The following is an 18,476-nucleotide window of genomic DNA, read 5'->3' as shown; positions in this document are numbered from 1 at the left end:
TTATTGCCTTTAATGGTATTCTTCAGTGGGATTCGTACAACAAAAACGCAACGCGTCTATTTTGTGCACGTCCCTGTTCAGAATCATTGGTCATCTTCGGTTTTGTGCTCCCGTGGCCTTTCCACGAGATTCGGTGGGAAGCTATCCCCGCTTTTAAGAAATAATCCACCACGGTTTTTGCCCTCTTTTCCGATAAGACCTGATTGTACGCTTCACTGCCCTTGTTGTCCGTATGTCCGTGAATTTCCAAATGTAAATCCTTGTGCTGTTCCAATTGCCGATATACCTTTAACAATTCTTTCTCCACTGCCCTGTCTATACTGAACCCATCAAAATCAAAATGGACGTTCTCAAATTCATAAAGTGTATCTGTCACCAATTCACTTTCAGGTCCGCTTTCCTTGGTTTCGGAAGTTAGGGAAACCATATCGATATAATAATAGGCCCCTTTTTTGGTTTCCCTTCGCTTGGTCCGAACCTTTTTGGTGGATTTGTTGTCCCTTAGGTTTCCCAAAATCAAATAACGTTCAAAACCTTTGGCAATAAACGTGGTATGTACCCGCAACCAAATGGATTTATCCTCATGAAAATCCGTATGGCCTATCTCAAATTGCTGAAATTGATTTCCCTTTACTTTAAACAAGCTTCCCTTGGAAAGGTGTTTTTTTGTTTTGATGTCGATAGCCTTATGGCTCAACACCACTCCAAAATCCTTTACCGCAAAATCGGACCCTTCCGCCAAACTTACGTAAAACCCCAAATGGTATTTTTGGTCCTTTTGCAAGGTTCTTTTCAATTCCACCTGAATGTATTCCCGGTAATCCGCAGGGGCAAAAAAATAAAGACCGGCATAGGCATTGCCAAATTTGGGATGCTGTATGCCATTGAAGTTTTCGGGTGCTCCCATCACCGTACTACAGGTATTGAAATAATCCGTTGAACCCTGGGTAGGTGTTGACCAGGATTTGAGCTGTATCCCAAAAGTTCCCAAGGTATTGGGGCACTCCAAAAAATCCTCAAAACTTGGGTTTTTGACCAAATTTTGGGAATACCCCATCCATGGGAGGAAACAGACTAACGTACCAAGGACCCATCTCATCCACTTCTAAGGTAAGAAAATGTCCAAGAACGCTTGGATTGCCCTTATTTTGGACACTGTCGGTGGTCCTACTTCCATAACCGCATTGCATAAGAGTTCCTGCCTTTCCTTCAACGAACCCAGGGTGACGCTGGAATGAAGGAGCGACCCCTCTTACTGTTGGATTTTACTAAAAATCGAACTTATAGGAAACCCCTGCCAATGCCTGAAAGCCCTGTACCCTAAAATTGCTCCAACGTTCGTAATTGTTGTTCGCCAAATTGGATACCTTGGCAAAGACCGATAATTGGTCATTGAACCGATAGCCCAAATGGGCATTGGCATCAAAAAAGCTGTCCAAGGTGATGCTATTGGAAACAAATTCATTGGGGGGCGTATTCTCAGCAGCCACTGACTGCAAATCTTCACGTTCCCCAACAAAAAACAGGTTGGCCCCGGCATACCATTTATCGCTAATTTGATAATCCATAAAAAGGGACCCCTGTATTTCCGGTAGGTTCCACGCGGGATTATCGGTTTCCGTATTATAGTTGAAATATTCCCCGTTAAGGCCAAGGGTGAAATTACGGTTGATATCCACGTTGATTTCGGCAAAGAATCCCAGGGTCCGTATATCATCATAAAACACTTGAAAGGAATTGCCAAAATTGTATCCCCCTTCATCATCCCGAAAAAGGTTTTGCGGATTGAGAAAGAACAATGGCCTTCTATTTTCAGCCCTATAAAAACCCTTTACATTGTACCCTATATTGGTGGTCAATTGCCCTTTTAGTCCCGCATAGCCCATGTACTGTTGATCGGTAGGCTGAATCTCCAAGGTGGGTGAAACAAAAGGATTTTCCCCAACAAAATCGTAATAGGAGTTCTGATTCAGGTCTCCTTCAATGCCGCCATAGGCAATAACCTGGTCTTCCACCAATCGATACGAGGCCGTAATGGCCGGATAGATGAAAAAGTTCCCATTGCTTCGCTCCAAATCCGTTCCATAGACCAAATTGGCCCCCAAATGCAATGTAAGCTCATCCCGAAGTACCACAAAACTTGGATTGACCCCTACGATCAGATGGCCGTAATCTATGCCCGCGGTATTCGTGGTGCTGTTTAAGCTCGCATTTTCAAACTCCCCACCAACATAATCTACCTTGGTCTTAAAATTTACCAGCTCCGAGCTTATGGGAATCTCCAATTCGGTCTTAAAAACCGCCCTATTCTCCCCAGATTCCAAAGCATCCCAAAATCTTCTCACCAGCAATTTGCCATTCTTAAAAAAAGAATCCTCCACGGTCAACTGGGCATTTGCCTCTGCATTGAAATAATTTTGGAGTTCATCGATACCCTCAATCTGCGTATCCGTAAATGCGCCGCTTTCAAGACCGTACCAATTGTAAAGCTGATGGCCCAATCCCAGTCCAATACTCCAATCGTAGTCCCTATCCTTTTTGGCAAAGGAAAGGTCCAAATTCGTGTTGTAGAAATCGGTATCCAAGGGTGTGCTATCGATATCACCGCGGGATGAAAAATGGGTAAGGCCCACGTCAAACAAGTTCTCATCCCTGCCTACTTTCCGACTGGTGTAAAAATCGACTATGGCATTATTGAAATTTCCCAATCCTACCGAGGCATACGAATTGTACAGGGTTGGTGGTGGCCTTTTCTCCACCCTGGCGGCCTTTGCCTTGGCCGGTGTGAATGTCGAGGCCACCGGCACGGAAAAAATGACATATTCAATCGGTTTTTTCTGCAATTCAATGGAATCATTGATAACGGGATCCAACTTGATTTTAAAGGCATCTGAAACGGAGGGGGAATACGGTTTTACCACCGTTACCGTTTCCGTACCTATATCATCGGTTTGTTGGGCCCGAACAACCCCAAAAAGGCTCAAAAAAAGGATGAGGAAATATAATTTTACCGTTCGCATGTATTCCAATTAATTATTATCTGGATTGATTGATGAATTGATTTCCGCTTCGCGGGATTTTATGAGGGAAAGTTCTCCTTTGGCCTCGGCAACGATATCCGGATATTCGGCAAAGTTTTCGGTAACACTTTCCAAAATATAAGTGGCCTGGAATGCATCCTCAAGGGCATAGAAATTTTTGGCCATAATCACCAATCCCTTACCGCCCCATTCCTTATAGGCGGCAAAGTCCTTCGCCAATTTTTGTACCGAAGTATTGGAACTTTCGTAATCGCCATTTTTATTCTTGAAATAGGCATCATAATACCACGCTTCCGCACCAATCCTACCCGTGGCAATTTTCTTCACTTCCGCAAATGCCGTTTCGGCCAATTGTTCATTTCCTGTTTCTATGGCAGAACGGGCGATCATGATCTGCGCATCACTTCGTATTCTATTGTCAATGGTACTGGCACTCAGTACCTTTTTGGCATAGGCCAAGGTTTTTTGATAGTCTTTTCGTTCATAATAGCCCTTCATTAAATTGCTCTGGGCAAAGGTCCTGTTTTGAGGGATTTCCGCAAGCGTTTCCAATTGCTCCAAGAACGGAATGGCCTTTTCATAATCGGTTTTGCCCACATAAATCTCGCAGACCCTGGTGAGTGCCTGTTCGCTATATTCACTGGAACCACGTTCCGCAACCACGGTATATCTGGGTAACGCTTTTTCCTTTTCCCCTTTCGAAAAATACAGCTGTGCCAAGGTAAAATTCGCCTGAAGGGTATGTACGCCATTGGGAAATTCCTTTAAGTAATCTTCAAAGGCCCGAATGGCAACCCCTGTTTTTCCTTCTATGTATTTACGGTCGGCGGCTTCAAAACTGGCATCATCCAATTCGGAGTCCGTCACCTCAACAATGTCCAAATTTCTTGCCCAAGACGCATATTCACTGACCCTTCCCATATCCACATAGACCAACTTTGCCGTAGCAACGGCTTGTTTGGCCTCCTGTGATTTGGGATAGGTATTGACCACTCCTTTCAATTTCCCCAAGGCCTGCTCGTTCCTACTCGCATTATAATGCACCAATCCCTGTCTCAGCATGGCTTGGGGAGCAAACTTGCTCCTGCTAAATTGGTCAATCAACTGGTCATAGGTTTGCAAACCCCGTGATTCGTTATTGGCTTTTATATGGGTATTGCCCAGTTCAAAAAGCGCATCGTCCCGGAGGGAGGATTTTGGATGGCGTATCACAAACTGGTCCAGTCCATCTATTTTTGCGGAAGTATTCCCAAGAAAACCATGGCACATAGCCTTCTGAAAAGCGGCATAATCACGTTCGGGACCATTGACCTTAGCGGCGGCATCATAGGCATTTAAAGCGGATTTATAGTTACTGGTCACAAAGTGGCCATCCCCTAAACGCATTAGAGCATCGGTCTTCATCACCTCATCAAGACCAGTGGATCGCGAAGCCTTTTTAAATGCAGCCACTGCATTGCCATAGTCTTTTTGTTTAAAATAGCAATACCCTAAATTATAGTCCAATTGTCCGTATTCGTCCACATTTTTGGCCGTGGGGTTTTGCTGAAATTCCCTAAATCCATCCAAGGCATCGTCAAAACGGTTCAAACGATACGCGGATTCTGCCCTCCAATATTGTGAACGGGCCCTGATAATGGGTTCTGGTGCATTTTTCAAGGATTTTTCAAATGCTTCCAGAGCATCGGAATACGCATTGTCCGTAAACAATTCCACCCCCCTGTAAAATGCTACCTTTTGGTAGGTATCCTTTCCGGCATAACCGGAATTTTTTTCCAATAGTTCCATGGCCCCGGCAAAATTTTTGGAGGTAATGAACGAATCCACCAACAAATTTTTAATCTCTTCTTCATGCTCGTCCCCGGGGAATTTCCTTAAATAGTCCGTCATTACCTCGGGAACCGGTTCGTATGGGTTTCCAATTTCATAGCTCAATCGGGCATAATTTAGGGAAGCATCTTTTTCGATTTCCGGACTGAACGACATTTGCGAAGCATTCCTGAAGGCATTCAAGGCTTCTGTTTTTTGGTCCAATTTCAAATAACATTCCGCCAAATGGTAATAGGCATTTTGCGCAACGGAATTTGTTCCGTCTATAATCTTGTTGAATTGACCTACCGCGTTTTGAAAATCACCTTGTTTGTAGTAGCTATATCCCAAAAGGTAAAAATCGGTATTGCTCCACTTACCGCGTTTTCCCTTGTATTTTTTTAAATAGGGAATGGCTTCGTCATACTTTTCCAGATTGAAATAACTTTCCCCAATAATCTTGTTCAGTTCCGATATTTCCCTTCGGTTGGATTTGGACAGCTGCTTTTCGGCCATTTCAATGGCGGTTTCAAAATTGCCCAACTTAAAGTTTAGGTCCGCCTGATAGTACGAAAGCTTTTCTTCCAGCACCGCAGGATCGCTGATCTTATCAAAACGTTCATTGGCCGAATCATAGTCATCCTGTTCGTACGCGATATATCCCAGGTAGTATTTTGCCTGGGAGCCATATTTAGGTGAATTTGAAACCCTACTAAAGTACCGTTCTGCCTCTGCCGGACGGTTGGCAGCGTAATAGGAATACCCCATATTGAAGTTGAAACGTGCCTTATCCTTTCTGGACATTGCGCTTTCCTCCACTTTTTTGTACCACTTCAACGCATAAGGGTATTTTCCCGTTTCAAAATAATAATCGGCCACGTCCATAAAGGCGGAGTTTCGCTTGGTGGAGGTAGGATAACGCTCCACAAAATCCTCCATCAATTTATCAGCCCCCCTTTGGTTCAATCGAATGGCGGCATTGGCCGCATAGTAGAGACTATTGGCCTGGACTTCCTGATCATCCGTATTTTCCTTGACCTGTTCAAAAAGGGACTGCGCAGCTTGGTATTGTTGGTTATTATACAACGCCAAAGCGTCTTGGTACTGTTTGTTGTCGTGTGAAAAAATCTGTGTTTCCTGGGCAGTGCCAAAAAGGACCATTCCCATAAAAAGGAATGGAATGACTTGAAAATTCCATCTCATAGTGTTCTACGTGGTTCTCTGATTGTACATACCTAACGTCAAAATTCGCGCCAAAGTATGGCACCCTTCTCGAAATACAACCTTTTGGGCCATTCAACGCTCCTATAATTCCGTCTTTATGGACTAGTTCAGCGCATACATAATTGAAAGAAAAAGCTTACAATTAAGTCCTAAAGCCTTAAAAATCGTATCTTTAGGATACACTTAATCATTAAAAACCAGCGACATGAAAATTGTAAAATATATCGTATTGTTCTTATTGATTGCAATCATTGGTTTAGCAATATATGCAGCGGTTCAACCCAATTCTTATGAGGTAAAGAGGAGTCGTATTATCGACGTTCCGGTGGAACTTGTGTACAACAATGTAAGCGATTATAAAAATTGGGAGGCTTGGGGGCCCTGGCTTGAGGAAGACCCTAGCATGACCTTTAGCTATGGGGAAACCACAAAAGGTGAAGGTGCTTCCTATAGTTGGGATGGTAAGGATGGCAAGGGAAGTCAAAAAATGACCAGTGCCATACCCCATGAATCCCTTACCACCGAACTGACTTTTGAAGGAATGGGCAGCGCCTCCGCATTTTGGAAATTCGACCCCAATGTGGAAGGTACTGAGGTAACCTGGGGCATGAAGGCCGATAACGTGCCCTACCTATTCAAGTTTTTCGGTGCCATTAGCGGTGGCTATGATAAGATGATGGGGCCCATGTTCGAAAGAGGTTTGGAACGACTTGATAGCGTAATGGTCATTGAGGCCGAGGCGTACAACAAAATGATGTCTGCCTGGTCCCTGGGTGAAGTATCCAAGGTGACCGTTGACAAACGAAATTTCATTGGATATGCCCACAGCTCAAAAATGGATCAGGAGGCCATGTCAAAACTATTCCAGGAATCCATGCCCAAAGTAGGTGAATATGCTGTTGAGCAAGGGCTTCAATACGGGGAGTTCACCCCTGGGGCCATTTTTACCAAATGGGACGAAACCACTGGGGAGACCGATTTTATGATAGGGGTGTTTCTAAAGGAAGCCATTAAACCAGCGGAAGATATGCAATCCATGAGCTTTGCCAAAGGTACCGTGGTCACCGTTTCCAAATTCGGAAATTACGGAACTGGGGACAGGGAGGCACATCTGGCCATAGAAGAATTTATGGAAACACATAAAATGACAATGGCCGGACCCGTTTATGAACTTTATGTCAATGACCCTACCTTGGTTGCCCCTGATAAAATCCAGACCGATATCTACTATCCGGTAGAATGATTTCAATGATGGGTTTTGGCGCCAAATACCTTTTCCAAAATTCGAAAAGGGGGCTATTTTTTTATGGGCATAACCAATGAAACACCATTTCTATGGTGCATTAACCCAAATCTTGATATTTTTACAGCAGTAAAGAGAATAATGCCCGAAACGATAGTAAAACTACAGGACGTTGCCATTTTTCAAGAAGAGAACATGGTATTGAGCAGTGTCACCCTTCAAGTAAAAAAAGGGGAATTCGTCTATGTGATCGGAAAGACCGGAAGTGGCAAAAGCAGTCTTATGAAAACCCTTTACAGTGACCTGCCCCTAAAAAAGGGGGAAGGCACGGTAGTGGATTTTAACCTCAAAACACTTAAAGAGCATGATATCCCTTTTTTAAGAAGAAAACTGGGCATCGTATTCCAAGATTTTAAATTACTTCCCGATAGAAATGTCAATAACAATCTAAAGTTCGTGCTCAAGGCCACCGGTTGGACCGATACGGCTAAAATGGATGCGAAGATCGAAGAGGTTTTGGACAAGGTAGGCATGAAGACCAAAGGATTCAAATTTCCACATGAACTCTCCGGTGGGGAACAACAGCGCGTGGCCATCGCCAGGGCACTCCTCAACGATCCCGAACTAATTTTGGCGGACGAGCCTACGGGAAACCTAGATCCGCAGACCAGTGTGGAGGTCATGAAGGTGCTTCAGGAAATCAATGAAAATGGACGAACCATTATTATGGCCACACATGACTACGCACTGATCCTCAAATACCCACATAAGACCATTAAATGCGATGGTAGTAAAGTATTTGAAGTGGTACAAAAGGCTGTTTAATTCCCGTTGAAAACTATTGGATAAGCCATCCATTTAAAAAATTGCATTCCATTCAGTTTTTGTTTCTTTGTTAAAATTTTTATAAAAAATATGGAATTATTAGGGATAGACATTGGGGGTTCTGGAATGAAGGGAGCCTTGGTAAATGCGGAAACGGGTGAGATGGTCACGGAACGCTTTCGTGTACCCACACCCCAAAGTCGAAAACCCGATGATATGGCCCAGGTTATAGGACAGATAATCGACCATTTTAACTATAGAGGTCCCGTGGGCTGTGGATTCCCTACCGTAGTTAAAAATGGTATCTGTAAAGGTTACGGCAATCTGGATAAGAGTTGGGTCGGTGTAAATGTCGATGAGCTTTTTACCGCAGCCACGGGGCGTGAATTTACCGTAGTCAATGATGCCGATGCTGCAGGATATGCCTCCATGAACTATGGGGTTGGTAGGGGAAAACAGGGCCTGGTCATTATGATTACCGTGGGTACGGGGCTTGGTAGTGGTGCTTTTTATAACGGTGAATTACTGGCCAACTTTGAATTGGGACAAATACCCTATAAGAACTACAAAAAAATTGAGTTGTGGGCTGCATCATCAGCCAAGGAAAGGGAAGGGCTTACTTATGAAAAATGGGCCAAACGCTTCAACAAATTCCTTAAATATGTGGAACTCATTGTTGCTCCGGATTTGATCATTGTTGGTGGGGGCATTTCCAAGAAATGGGACCAATATGGACATCTGATCAATATTGAGACCGATGTTGTTCAGGCCGAGCTTATGAACCATGCCGGAATCATTGGAGCGGCCATTTCCTGCCTAAGGGAGCAACATCATGGGCATTTGAGCTAATCCTTACTAATCATAAATAGCAATTATTTTCTCTTGTTTGTCATTCCTGCGCAGGCAGGAATCCACAATAAATGTTCAAAATCAACCACCAATACTACGTTTACATTCTGACCAATAAAAAGAATGGAACCCTTTATATTGGGATAAGCAACGATTTGGAAAGAAGGATTTGGGAACATAGGAACAAATTAGTTGAGGGATTTACCAAAAAATACAGTTTAAATAGACTAGTCTACTTTGAGCAATACCAATACGTGAACGATGCCATTCTAAGGGAGAAAAGATTGAAAAAATGGAAACGGCAGTGGAAAATAAACTTAATCGAGGAAGAAAACCCTGAATGGAACGATTTGGCCATCGACTGGTTTGATTAATGGATTCCTGCCTTCGCAGGAATGACAAAATTATGTTATACGTAATCTGTCATTCCGCATTCATTGCGGAATCCATAATTCACCATCCCCTCGCTCTTAATAAGTACCAAGATTAAATATGTTTCTGCTTCATGTTGTTCATGTACCAATGAAATCTTATATGAATTGGCGGGAAATTATTTTGGGGCTAATCAACTTAATCATAGCTGGTTGGGTTGCCTCTTCAGCATAGTAAAACCTAAAAAAGATTGAAAAGAAAACCCAAATTGAGACGATTTAGCTATCGACTGGTTTGATGAATGGATTCCTGCCTTCGCAGGAATGACAGAAAATGTGTTATAGGTAATCTATCATTCCGTATTCATTGCGAAATCCATAATTCACCATCCCCTTGCTATCAATATGTGCCGAGATTAGATATGTTTTTACTTCATATCGTTCACGTATCAATGAAGTCCTACATAAATTGGCGGGATTTTTTTTGGGGCTAAGCAACTTAATCATAGCTGGTTGGGTTGCATCTTCGGTATAGTAAAACCTAAAAAAGATTGAAAAGAAAACCCAAATTGGAACGATTTAGCTATCGACTGGTTTGATTAATAGATTCCTGCCTTCGCAGGAATGACAAAATTATGTTATACGTAATTTGTCATTCCGCATTCATTGCGGAATCCATAAATTCGCCATCCCCTTGCTCTTAGTAGGTACCTAGATTAAATATGTTTTCACTTCATGTTGTCAATGGACCAATAGATTCCGGCTTTCCCTTCGACTACGCTGAGGATGACATACAGGAATGAGAAGATAATCAGTCCACCTTATTCCGTTTTCGGTCGACTTCTTTTAAGTGTATTTTTCGCAAACGGAGATGATTGGGCGTTACCTCAACATATTCATCCTTTTGAATGTATTCCAGGGCCTCTTCCAAAGAAAATTTGATGGCAGGGACTATTTTGGCCTTATCATCCGCTCCTGCCGATCTTACATTGGAAAGTTTTTTGGTTTTGGTAACATTGATGGTCATATCATCCTGGCGTGAATTTTCCCCAATGACCTGCCCCTCATAGATATCCTCTCCAGGGTCAATAAAGAATTTCCCACGCTCCTGGAGCTTATCTATGGAATATGGGATTGCCGTTCCGTTTTCCATGGAAACCAATGACCCATTGATACGACCCGTAATTGCCCCTTTTAAAGGTTGGTATTCCAAAAACCGATGTGCCATAATGGCTTCACCGGCGGTTGCCGTCAATAACTGGTTCCGTAGACCTATGATTCCCCTGGAAGGGATGATGAATTCACATACCATTCGGGAACCTTTGGCCTCCATACTTACCATTTCGCCTTTGCGAATGGAAACCATTTCCACGGCTTTACCGGAAACCTCCTCGGGCAAATCAATGGTCAATTGCTCCACGGGTTCGCATTTAACACCGTCCACTTCCTTTATGATGACCTGAGGCTGACCTATTTGAAGTTCATATCCTTCGCGACGCATGGTTTCAATGAGCACGGAAAGGTGCAACACCCCACGACCAAAAACCATGAATTTATCCGCACTATCCGTTTCTTCCACCCGTAGGGCCAAATTCTTTTCCAGCTCCTTTTCCAGACGTTCCTTGATGTGTCTGGAAGTAACGAATTTGCCGTCCTTACCAAAAAACGGACTATCATTGATCGTAAAGAGCATGCTCATTGTAGGTTCATCTATGGCAATGGTCTTTAACCCTTCCGGATTTTCCAAATCGGCAACGGTATCTCCAATATCAAAACCATCCATCCCTACTAAAGCGCAGATATCCCCCGTTTGTACTTCCTGTACTTTTTTCCTTCCCAAACCATCAAATACAAAGACCTCCTTGATTTTGGATTTTATCATGTTGCCCTCACGCTTGACCAAGGTGACCTGTTGCCCTTCCCTTAGGCTTCCACGTTGTAATCTTCCGATGGCGATACGGCCCGTAAAACTTGAAAAGTCCAGGGAGGTGATCAACATTTGGGTAGAGCCTTCTTCCGGTTTAAATTCGGGAACATGTTCCAGGACCATATCCAACAGTGGGGAAATATCTTCGGTCGGTTTTTGCCAGTCCTCGCTCATCCAACCCTGTTTTGCAGAGCCATAAACGGTAGGAAAGTCCAATTGCCATTCCTCTGCGCCCAGTTCAAACATCAAATCAAAAACCTTTTCATGTACCTCTTCCGGGGTACAGTTCTCCTTGTCCACTTTATTGATGACCACACAGGGTTTTAACCCTAAATCAATGGCTTTTTGCAGCACAAAACGGGTCTGGGGCATGGGCCCTTCAAAAGCATCCACCAATAGCAGTACACCATCCGCCATGTTCAGTACGCGTTCCACTTCCCCTCCAAAATCGGCGTGCCCCGGGGTATCGATGATATTGATCTTGGTGTCCTTATAAACCACGGAAACATTTTTGGATACAATGGTAATACCGCGTTCACGTTCCAAGTCGTTATTGTCCAAAATCAAATCCCCTTTATTCTCATTTTCACGGAACAATTGACAATGGTACATGATCTTATCCACCAAGGTGGTCTTCCCATGATCTACGTGGGCAATGATAGCTATGTTCTTGATTTTCTGCATGGCCTTGCTTTTGAGCGCGCAAAGGTACTGCTTATTTGTTCTTTTGTATCAGTTATTAAACTTTTTCTTGGCACCCAGAACAAAGCCCAATCTAATATCTAAAAGTATACCCGCTTCCGTATCAAAATCGTCGAAGAATACAACAGGGCCGAACATTAAATTAAATTGAAAGCCTTTCTTACCCGTTCTTTGCAGTCCATACATAACTCCGGCTCCTCCATTGATGTCAGAAACCGTTTCCAAATCCCCGATAAGTGGATTGCCACTTTGAAGATATACGCTGGGAGCCAAAAAATTGGCCATGTTACCAAAGGTGTTCTTGCCCTTTGATTCACGTCTTTTAAAATTGTTATAGAAACGATATTGTAAAGTACCTCCGGGATAAATACCAAAACCATCTTCAAAAAAATCAGAATTCCTATACAAAATCCCAAATTCCAAACTTGCATTGATTGTTGATGTATTGCCCACTGCAAACTCGTAGGTTGCTCCTGGAGCCAATACATTCAGTGAAAAAAGATTGTCTTCCACCCTGCGCTGGGCAAAAGTGGTTGAGGAAATTAAAATGGGCAGAATTAAGGCAGTCAATGATTTTCTCATAATGGTTATTGTTTTTAACGTTTGATACCGCAATCTATATCAAAAAACATACCGAGAAGGATTACATTCAACTACTTGAAAGAAAACATTTTTACACCGTTGATATTCAATAGTTTACATTGTATTGATCTTACGTTTTCTTCTTGCCTCAAATCCAGAAGATACGTGGTAACAGTCTGAATATTTTTTGCATTTCAATGAATAATTTCGGTTTTCACGGGAATTGCATTTTAAAAGGAGATCTTGCTTTTAAAAGCAGGTGGCCCCCTGTACAAAACGTCAAGAAAGTCCTGTAAACTAACTCCCTATTCGGTCATTTTCATCTTGTAATCCTGTTTTTCGCTTTCTGGCCTTTTTAATTTCATTTCGTCCAAAATCGTAGGTAAGGCTAAAAGCAACTTGTCGGCTATCACTGCCTCCCCTGCCATCTATAAAAAGATCACCGAATTGTGTAGTTCCATTCCAAGGGACCGTGAACAAAATATCATTGAAGGAAAGACGGGCCGTAAATCGATTATCAAAAAGTTTCTTTTGAAAAGCAAGGTTCAAGGAACCCAAGGATTCGGTTTGGTATGTTCCTCCCCAAATGGAAGGGGAACTGTACCATCCTGAAATTTCCATTTTCAGGGTTTTTGATAAAGTTAAGGTGTTCTGGGCATAAAAACTCAGGGTTTCTTGACGCACCGGTAAAAACTCCTCACTGGTGGCCTTAAAATCGCTGATATAGGCATTTAGACTAAAATAAATGTTCCACCATTCATAAATCTTTTTGGGATAGGAAATACCCAGATTGATGACTTCTTGGTCCGCAACGTTCAAGGTAGTCAGAAAGTTGGTCGTTTCACTATCGGCAATGGTCACCCGTGCAAAGAAGTCCGTTACATAGCTATAGCTGATTGAAGTCGTCAACCGGTAATTGAAGGTATGGGACAATTTAATGTTGTTGGTATACTGTGGTTGCAGGAATGGATTTCCCTTACTAAAGGAAAGTTCATCCAATTGGTATTCAAATGGGTTCAACGATTGATAGTTGGGGCGTTGTATCCTTCGGCTATAAGTCAAGGCAAACTGGTTTTTGCGGTTCATTTGATACGTCAATCCCCCGGAAGGAAAATAATCCGTATAGTTTCGTTGTACCCTATCGTCTTCATTTTGCTGTTGACTGGTAAGAATCCCATCGGAATCCGTGTTTTCCACCCTTAGACCAAACTGAAGGTTCCATTTGCCCCATTTGCGGTTAAAATTGACATAAGCCGCATTGATATTTTCTTGATATTCAAACTGATTGCTCTGTGAAGTATCCAAGATGTTCTCCCCATTCAACTGATTGAAAAAGTCAAACGTATTGTCCGTATTGATATAGGACAACTTGAAACCCACCCCCAGTTTTCCCTTAAGAAAGTCCTGTTCATAATCCGCTTTTATCGTGGCTATATTGATATCGATAGGGGTATCCTGAAATGTGATTCGCTCGCTCAAAACCTGGGATTCGTCCCCATTGAAATAGGTATTGGGCTGTAGGGCATCCCGTTCGCTATTGTAGCGCCCATAATCCAAATCCACATTGATGGAATGACCCAGTGTATCCGCATATTTATAGTTCAAGTTGGCATTGATGTTGTACGAGGTGTTCTGTCTTTGGTTGAACGCTACAAGTAAACTATCATTTTCGATGGCATCCGCATCCCGAATGGGGGTACGCGTAGTACTATTGGTAAATCCATTATTAAAATTTCCGTTCACAATGGCGCCAATAGTGTGTTTTGAGTTCAGATAGTAATCATACCCCAGTTTTATATTATTGGTGTTGCGATCATAGATGCTGGAGGAGCGGGAATCGAACTGTGTCCCAAATTGGTTTCGCAACAGATCGATAAACCCTGTGCTCTTTCCAAATCGGTTGCTGTAGGTACCATAGAAATTGCCCTTTTTTTCCCTGTTGTTGAAATTTATGCTGGCATTGGTACGGCCAAAATCCCCAACCGTCATTCCGGAGGTAAAAGTGCCATTGGTACCCAGGCTCTTATCTTTTTTCAGTTTGATGTTGATGATCCCAGCATTTCCTGCAGCATCGTATTTGGATGAAGGCTGGGTGATAATTTCAACGGATTCCACGTCGGTGGCCTGTAAGCTTTCCAGATAATTGGTCAAGTCCTCACCTTGCAAAACGGACAACTTCCCATCAATAAAAATCTGAACCCCGGTTTTCCCTTCAACAATAAACCCGCCGCCATTGTCAACGATGACACCGGGGGCCTTTCGCAACAACTCAAATGCACTTGTTCCGGTGGCATTGATCGTATTTTCAACATTGAATACGGTCTTATCCGCCAATACCTGGACCATGGGCTTTTCAGAAACTACGGTTACTTCTTCCAAATTTTGTGCTTCTGAATTGAGGTATATGGTACCAAAATCCAAATTTTCCTCCTTAAAATCAATACGCCTCGTATAATCGGCATAGCCCATATTGGTGATTTTTAAAATGTATTTTCCGGATACGATCCCATTAAATTCAAAGATTCCATAGTCGGCGGTAATGGTAGCTTTGACCAAACTGGAATCTTTTGGGTTATTTAAGGTAACCGCTGCAAATATGACCGGTTGCTCATTATCATCCACTACTTTGCCCTTAATGGTTTGGGCGGAAAGTCCCGTACCGATCAATAGCAATACCGAAAAAATAAAGGTTTTCATGACTGTTCGTTTTTAAGTATACCCCAAAACTCCTCAAATGGTTACAGCATGGAAAAAGGGTTCTGTTGAATTGAACCATGGAACGATGAATTGACCGGGGCCATTCATCTGCATATAGGTCCATTCGTCGAAACATGGAAACGTCATTTGAGAAGAACTCCTTAATTTTCGGAGAAATACACAATCATGGATAGAAAAGTGATTTGGGGTTTAAGACGAAAGGAAATTTTGGCAGTACTGATTTTCTATTTTGTTTTTGCCACCCTTTATTATGTAGCCATTTGGATTACCTCCGGCATGCGGGGTGAATTTTTTGACCTTGTATCCTATATCGACTCCTGTGGACTGCAATACGTAATTTTTTTACTGTTCACCATCCCAATTTGGTATTTGATATTCAAACAATTACGTTCCATAAGTCTCTACAAACGCCTATTGATACACATTGTGACGTTGCCCATTTTCATTTTTGGCACACAACAAGTCTATTATTCAATTGCAGATGCTGTGGATTTTGGACATTTGGAGGGATCAGGTTCTGTTTGGGATATTTATATTCCCGCACTGCTTTATCTAGTTCAATTCGGCATCTTTCATGCTTACGAATATTATAATGTGGCCCAACAAAAATTAAGAATGGAAGGGGAGTTACGCCAAGCTGCATTGAAAAGTGAATTGGCCGCAATAAAAGCGCAGCTCAACCCGCACTTTCTCTACAATGTATTCAATACCATAAATGCCTCGGTACCTCCAAAACAGGAAAAAACCAGACAACTAATTGCCACTTTGGCGGATTTGTTCCGATACCAACTAAAAGCTTCAAAAAAGGAGTTGGTACCGCTTTCCGATGAGATTGAATTTGTGAACAAATACCTAGAACTGGAAAAGGCTAGATTTGAAGAACGCCTAGAGATTGAAATGAACGTTCCCAAAGCACTGTTGGGTGAAATGGTACCTCCCATGTTGTTACAACCTTTGGTCGAGAATTCTGTTAAGCACGGCATATCCAATACGTTGAAAGGGGGCAAAATTTCAATTTCAATTTTTAAGGAAGGTGAAAAGTTGAAGTTTGAAATCGCGGATACCGGAAAAGGGGTTAAGGATAAAAAAAGCCTATTTGGCAGAGGGGTTGGGTTAAGCAACACCCAGTTACGACTTCAAAAAATGTATCAAAGTCAATTGGAAATTTTGGACAACACACCCCAGGGGCTTAAAATATGCTTTGCCCTATGAAAAAGGTACTCATTGCCGATGATGAAAAGGCCGGTAGAACGTTGATTAAAGAGTATTTGGAAGACTATCCGGATTTGGTCCTCATCGCTGAAGTCAATAATGGGGTGGATGCCATTTCCGAAATCAACCGATTTAAACCGGATTTGGTGTTTTTGGATATTCAGATGCCGGGCAAGACCGGTTTTGAGGTATTGACCTATTTAGAGGAACTGCCCGCCATTATCTTTTCTACGGCTTATGATGAATATGCCCTAAAGGCCTTTGAGGTCCATGCCGTGGATTACCTTTTAAAGCCGTATACCAAAGAGCGTTTTAGATTGGCCATAGAACGCCTCAACCCGGACAACCAAAAACTGGGCAGGCTTACCGAAAGCCTTCTTATGAATAAAACGGATTATCCTACCCGGGTCTTGGTCCAGCAAAACAAAAAACTGATCACAACGGCTGTCAATGACATCCAATGGGTAGAGGCTTACGGTGATTACTCCAAGCTTCATGTGGACAAGCAGGTATACCTGAGCAATTTTGGAATTTCGGATTTGGAACAGAAACTGAATCCCCAGAAATTTCTGAGGGTACATCGTTCTTCCATCATCAATCTGGACAAAGTGAAGGAATTGAACAAATATGGAAAAAGCTATGATGTTACCATGCTTAACCAGGATGTGGTCCGGGTAAGTCGGGGGTATATGGAAGCTTTAAAAAAAATAATTTTGTAACTAATCAACATCAAATTGAAACTCTGGTTGCTTCCTACGCTTAGTGAGTACCCATCCAAAGGTGATATGAACCAAAGGACCATGACCATCTAGCAGTCCGTCTCCCCTAATGTAGCCATAACCAACCTCAGCATTGATATTTAACCCCTTGCGAAAAGTTCTTTGTATGCCATAAACCGCTCCATAAAACGAAAACGACCAATCTTTGGTGTTGGGCATATTTTCAACTATTTGAATCGGTTCCCAAAAAATGGATTGGGCCGCAGCAAAATAATTTGCTGAGTTTCCGACCACATTCTTATTGATGTCCAATCGCTTTCGAATGTTATGGTAATATCGCAATCTCACATGCCATGAATACCCAAAAGTGTATCCCTCTCTATAGTTTACAAAGGCCGGGCTAAAACTAGTGGAAGCACTGACGTTTCTCAACAGACCCAGCTCATAACGGAAGCCCGGTGCCAAAAGGTTTATGGTAAACTGGTGCCGTTCCAAATTAATGATTCCCAATCCTTTTTCCTGTAAGTACTGACCATTGAGATTGGAACCGAAAAAAATGGCAAGGCAGCATAGCAATAAGAGTGGTTTATACATGGTCCGGTTTTTAGTATCCCTAAAGCTATTGTCTTTGTCCTTACCCTGCGTACTATTTATCAAAAGTTTAGCATGGGGCCCTATCTTCCCACACACCATCGTTTTTCATTAACGATCCAACCGATACTTAGGTTGAAAACCGGTTGGATGCCTTCATCAAAGGGTCCCCAATAATAGGCGGCACCAATATCCACTGAAAAGCTCAGTCCCGAATTGTAACTTCTTTGAAGTCCTGTGACCAAACCCGTGGTGGCAAAAACTCCTTCTGCAATAGCGCCTTCCACTACTCTACTCCCCGATTCGAATACCGAGACCGACGGGGCTATATAATTGGCCGAATTCCCATAAATCTGATGTCCCCTTCTCCCCCTACTTCCAAAATTGTAGTAATACCGATTTTGAAGGGTCAATGCGGGAAAAAAGTCATAGTTTTCGATTGGTCTTTCGGTAAAGGGATCTAGCGAGGTCTGATAGGCCACCCTAATATCCAAAGTGGAGTTTACGCCCAGGGCCATCTCATATTCAATGCCAGGGTGAATGAGATTAATTTTTAATTGCCGCAATTCGCAATTCTTCCCAAACTGGGCATAGGTAAGTTGAACAAGGCCCAAAAAGACCAAAAGTGGAAGACGTAGCATAGTAGGTTATTTGGGTATAGGT

The 18,476-nt window shown here is 42.6% G+C and carries 14 protein-coding genes; 6 read left to right on the top strand and 8 right to left on the bottom strand.

Annotated features, from left to right (window positions below):
• Window positions 1-22: 22 nt before the first annotated feature.
• The 3 genes from L0P88_RS15815 to L0P88_RS15805 all read right to left on the bottom strand — a co-directional run bounded on the left by L0P88_RS15815 (window position 23) and on the right by L0P88_RS15805 (window position 6,053).
• Complete coding sequence (locus L0P88_RS15815; protein ID WP_247130901.1) at window positions 23-1,039, bottom strand: OmpA family protein; 1,017 nt, start codon at window positions 1,037-1,039, stop codon at window positions 23-25.
• Window positions 1,040-1,268: 229 nt separating this feature from the next.
• Window positions 1,269-3,020, bottom strand: coding sequence for a TonB-dependent receptor (locus tag L0P88_RS15810; protein WP_247130900.1), 1,752 nt, complete (start codon window positions 3,018-3,020; stop codon window positions 1,269-1,271).
• Between the two features lie 9 nt (window positions 3,021-3,029).
• Window positions 3,030-6,053, bottom strand: coding sequence for a tetratricopeptide repeat protein (locus L0P88_RS15805; RefSeq protein ID WP_247130899.1), 3,024 nt, complete (start codon window positions 6,051-6,053; stop codon window positions 3,030-3,032).
• A 226-nt stretch (window positions 6,054-6,279) separates the two neighbouring features.
• On the opposite strand from L0P88_RS15805, the gene L0P88_RS15800 reads away from it, so the two are divergent.
• The 4 genes from L0P88_RS15800 (at window position 6,280) to L0P88_RS15785 (ending at window position 9,365) form a co-directional block, all read left to right on the top strand.
• The gene (locus tag L0P88_RS15800; RefSeq protein WP_247130898.1) at window positions 6,280-7,317 is read left to right on the top strand and encodes an SRPBCC family protein; all 1,038 of its coding nucleotides are present in this window, start codon (window positions 6,280-6,282) and stop codon (window positions 7,315-7,317) included.
• 141 nt (window positions 7,318-7,458) lie between these two features.
• The gene (locus tag L0P88_RS15795; protein ID WP_247134879.1) at window positions 7,459-8,142 is read left to right on the top strand and encodes a cell division ATP-binding protein FtsE; all 684 of its coding nucleotides are present in this window, start codon (window positions 7,459-7,461) and stop codon (window positions 8,140-8,142) included.
• 90 nt (window positions 8,143-8,232) lie between these two features.
• The gene (ppgK, locus tag L0P88_RS15790) at window positions 8,233-8,991 is read left to right on the top strand and encodes a polyphosphate--glucose phosphotransferase (RefSeq protein ID WP_247130897.1); all 759 of its coding nucleotides are present in this window, start codon (window positions 8,233-8,235) and stop codon (window positions 8,989-8,991) included.
• 71 nt (window positions 8,992-9,062) lie between these two features.
• On the top strand, window positions 9,063-9,365 hold the full coding sequence (locus L0P88_RS15785) for a GIY-YIG nuclease family protein (protein WP_247130896.1): 303 nt from the start codon (window positions 9,063-9,065) through the stop codon (window positions 9,363-9,365).
• An 808-nt stretch (window positions 9,366-10,173) separates the two neighbouring features.
• On the opposite strand, the gene typA is transcribed toward L0P88_RS15785, so the two are convergent.
• The 3 genes from typA to L0P88_RS15770 all read right to left on the bottom strand — a co-directional run bounded on the left by typA (window position 10,174) and on the right by L0P88_RS15770 (window position 15,270).
• Complete coding sequence (typA, locus tag L0P88_RS15780; protein WP_158780109.1) at window positions 10,174-11,973, bottom strand: translational GTPase TypA; 1,800 nt, start codon at window positions 11,971-11,973, stop codon at window positions 10,174-10,176.
• Window positions 11,974-12,021: 48 nt separating this feature from the next.
• Complete coding sequence (locus tag L0P88_RS15775) at window positions 12,022-12,573, bottom strand: hypothetical protein (protein ID WP_247130895.1); 552 nt, start codon at window positions 12,571-12,573, stop codon at window positions 12,022-12,024.
• 297 nt (window positions 12,574-12,870) lie between these two features.
• Window positions 12,871-15,270 (bottom strand): TonB-dependent receptor domain-containing protein, encoded by a 2,400-nt coding sequence (locus tag L0P88_RS15770; protein ID WP_247130894.1) that lies wholly within the window; start codon window positions 15,268-15,270, stop codon window positions 12,871-12,873.
• A gap of 186 nt (window positions 15,271-15,456) precedes the next feature.
• Here L0P88_RS15770 and L0P88_RS15765 point away from each other — a divergent pair, with 186 nt between their 5' ends.
• Both L0P88_RS15765 and L0P88_RS15760 read left to right on the top strand, forming a co-directional pair.
• Window positions 15,457-16,503 carry a sensor histidine kinase gene (locus L0P88_RS15765; protein ID WP_247130893.1) on the top strand — a complete coding sequence of 349 codons (1,047 nt, stop codon included), beginning with the start codon at window positions 15,457-15,459 and terminating at the stop codon, window positions 16,501-16,503.
• Complete coding sequence (locus tag L0P88_RS15760; protein ID WP_158780105.1) at window positions 16,500-17,222, top strand: LytR/AlgR family response regulator transcription factor; 723 nt, start codon at window positions 16,500-16,502, stop codon at window positions 17,220-17,222. Before L0P88_RS15765 ends, L0P88_RS15760 begins: the two co-directional genes overlap by 4 nt.
• Here the strand turns inward: L0P88_RS15760 and L0P88_RS15755 are convergent, their stop codons facing one another.
• Together L0P88_RS15755 and L0P88_RS15750 are read right to left on the bottom strand one after the other, a co-directional pair.
• A complete protein-coding gene (locus L0P88_RS15755) occupies window positions 17,223-17,816 on the bottom strand; it encodes a hypothetical protein (protein WP_247130892.1) in 594 nt (197 codons plus the stop codon).
• Between the two features lie 80 nt (window positions 17,817-17,896).
• The gene (locus L0P88_RS15750) at window positions 17,897-18,454 is read right to left on the bottom strand and encodes a hypothetical protein (protein ID WP_247130891.1); all 558 of its coding nucleotides are present in this window, start codon (window positions 18,452-18,454) and stop codon (window positions 17,897-17,899) included.
• Window positions 18,455-18,476 lie beyond the last annotated feature (22 nt).

Origin of the sequence: Muricauda sp. SCSIO 64092, assembly GCF_023016285.1 — a bacterium.
In the GTDB taxonomy this organism is placed as follows: Bacteria; Bacteroidota; Bacteroidia; order Flavobacteriales; family Flavobacteriaceae; genus Croceivirga.
The sequence above is the reverse complement of the archived record's forward strand: the minus strand, read 5'-3'. Positions and strand labels throughout refer to the sequence as shown.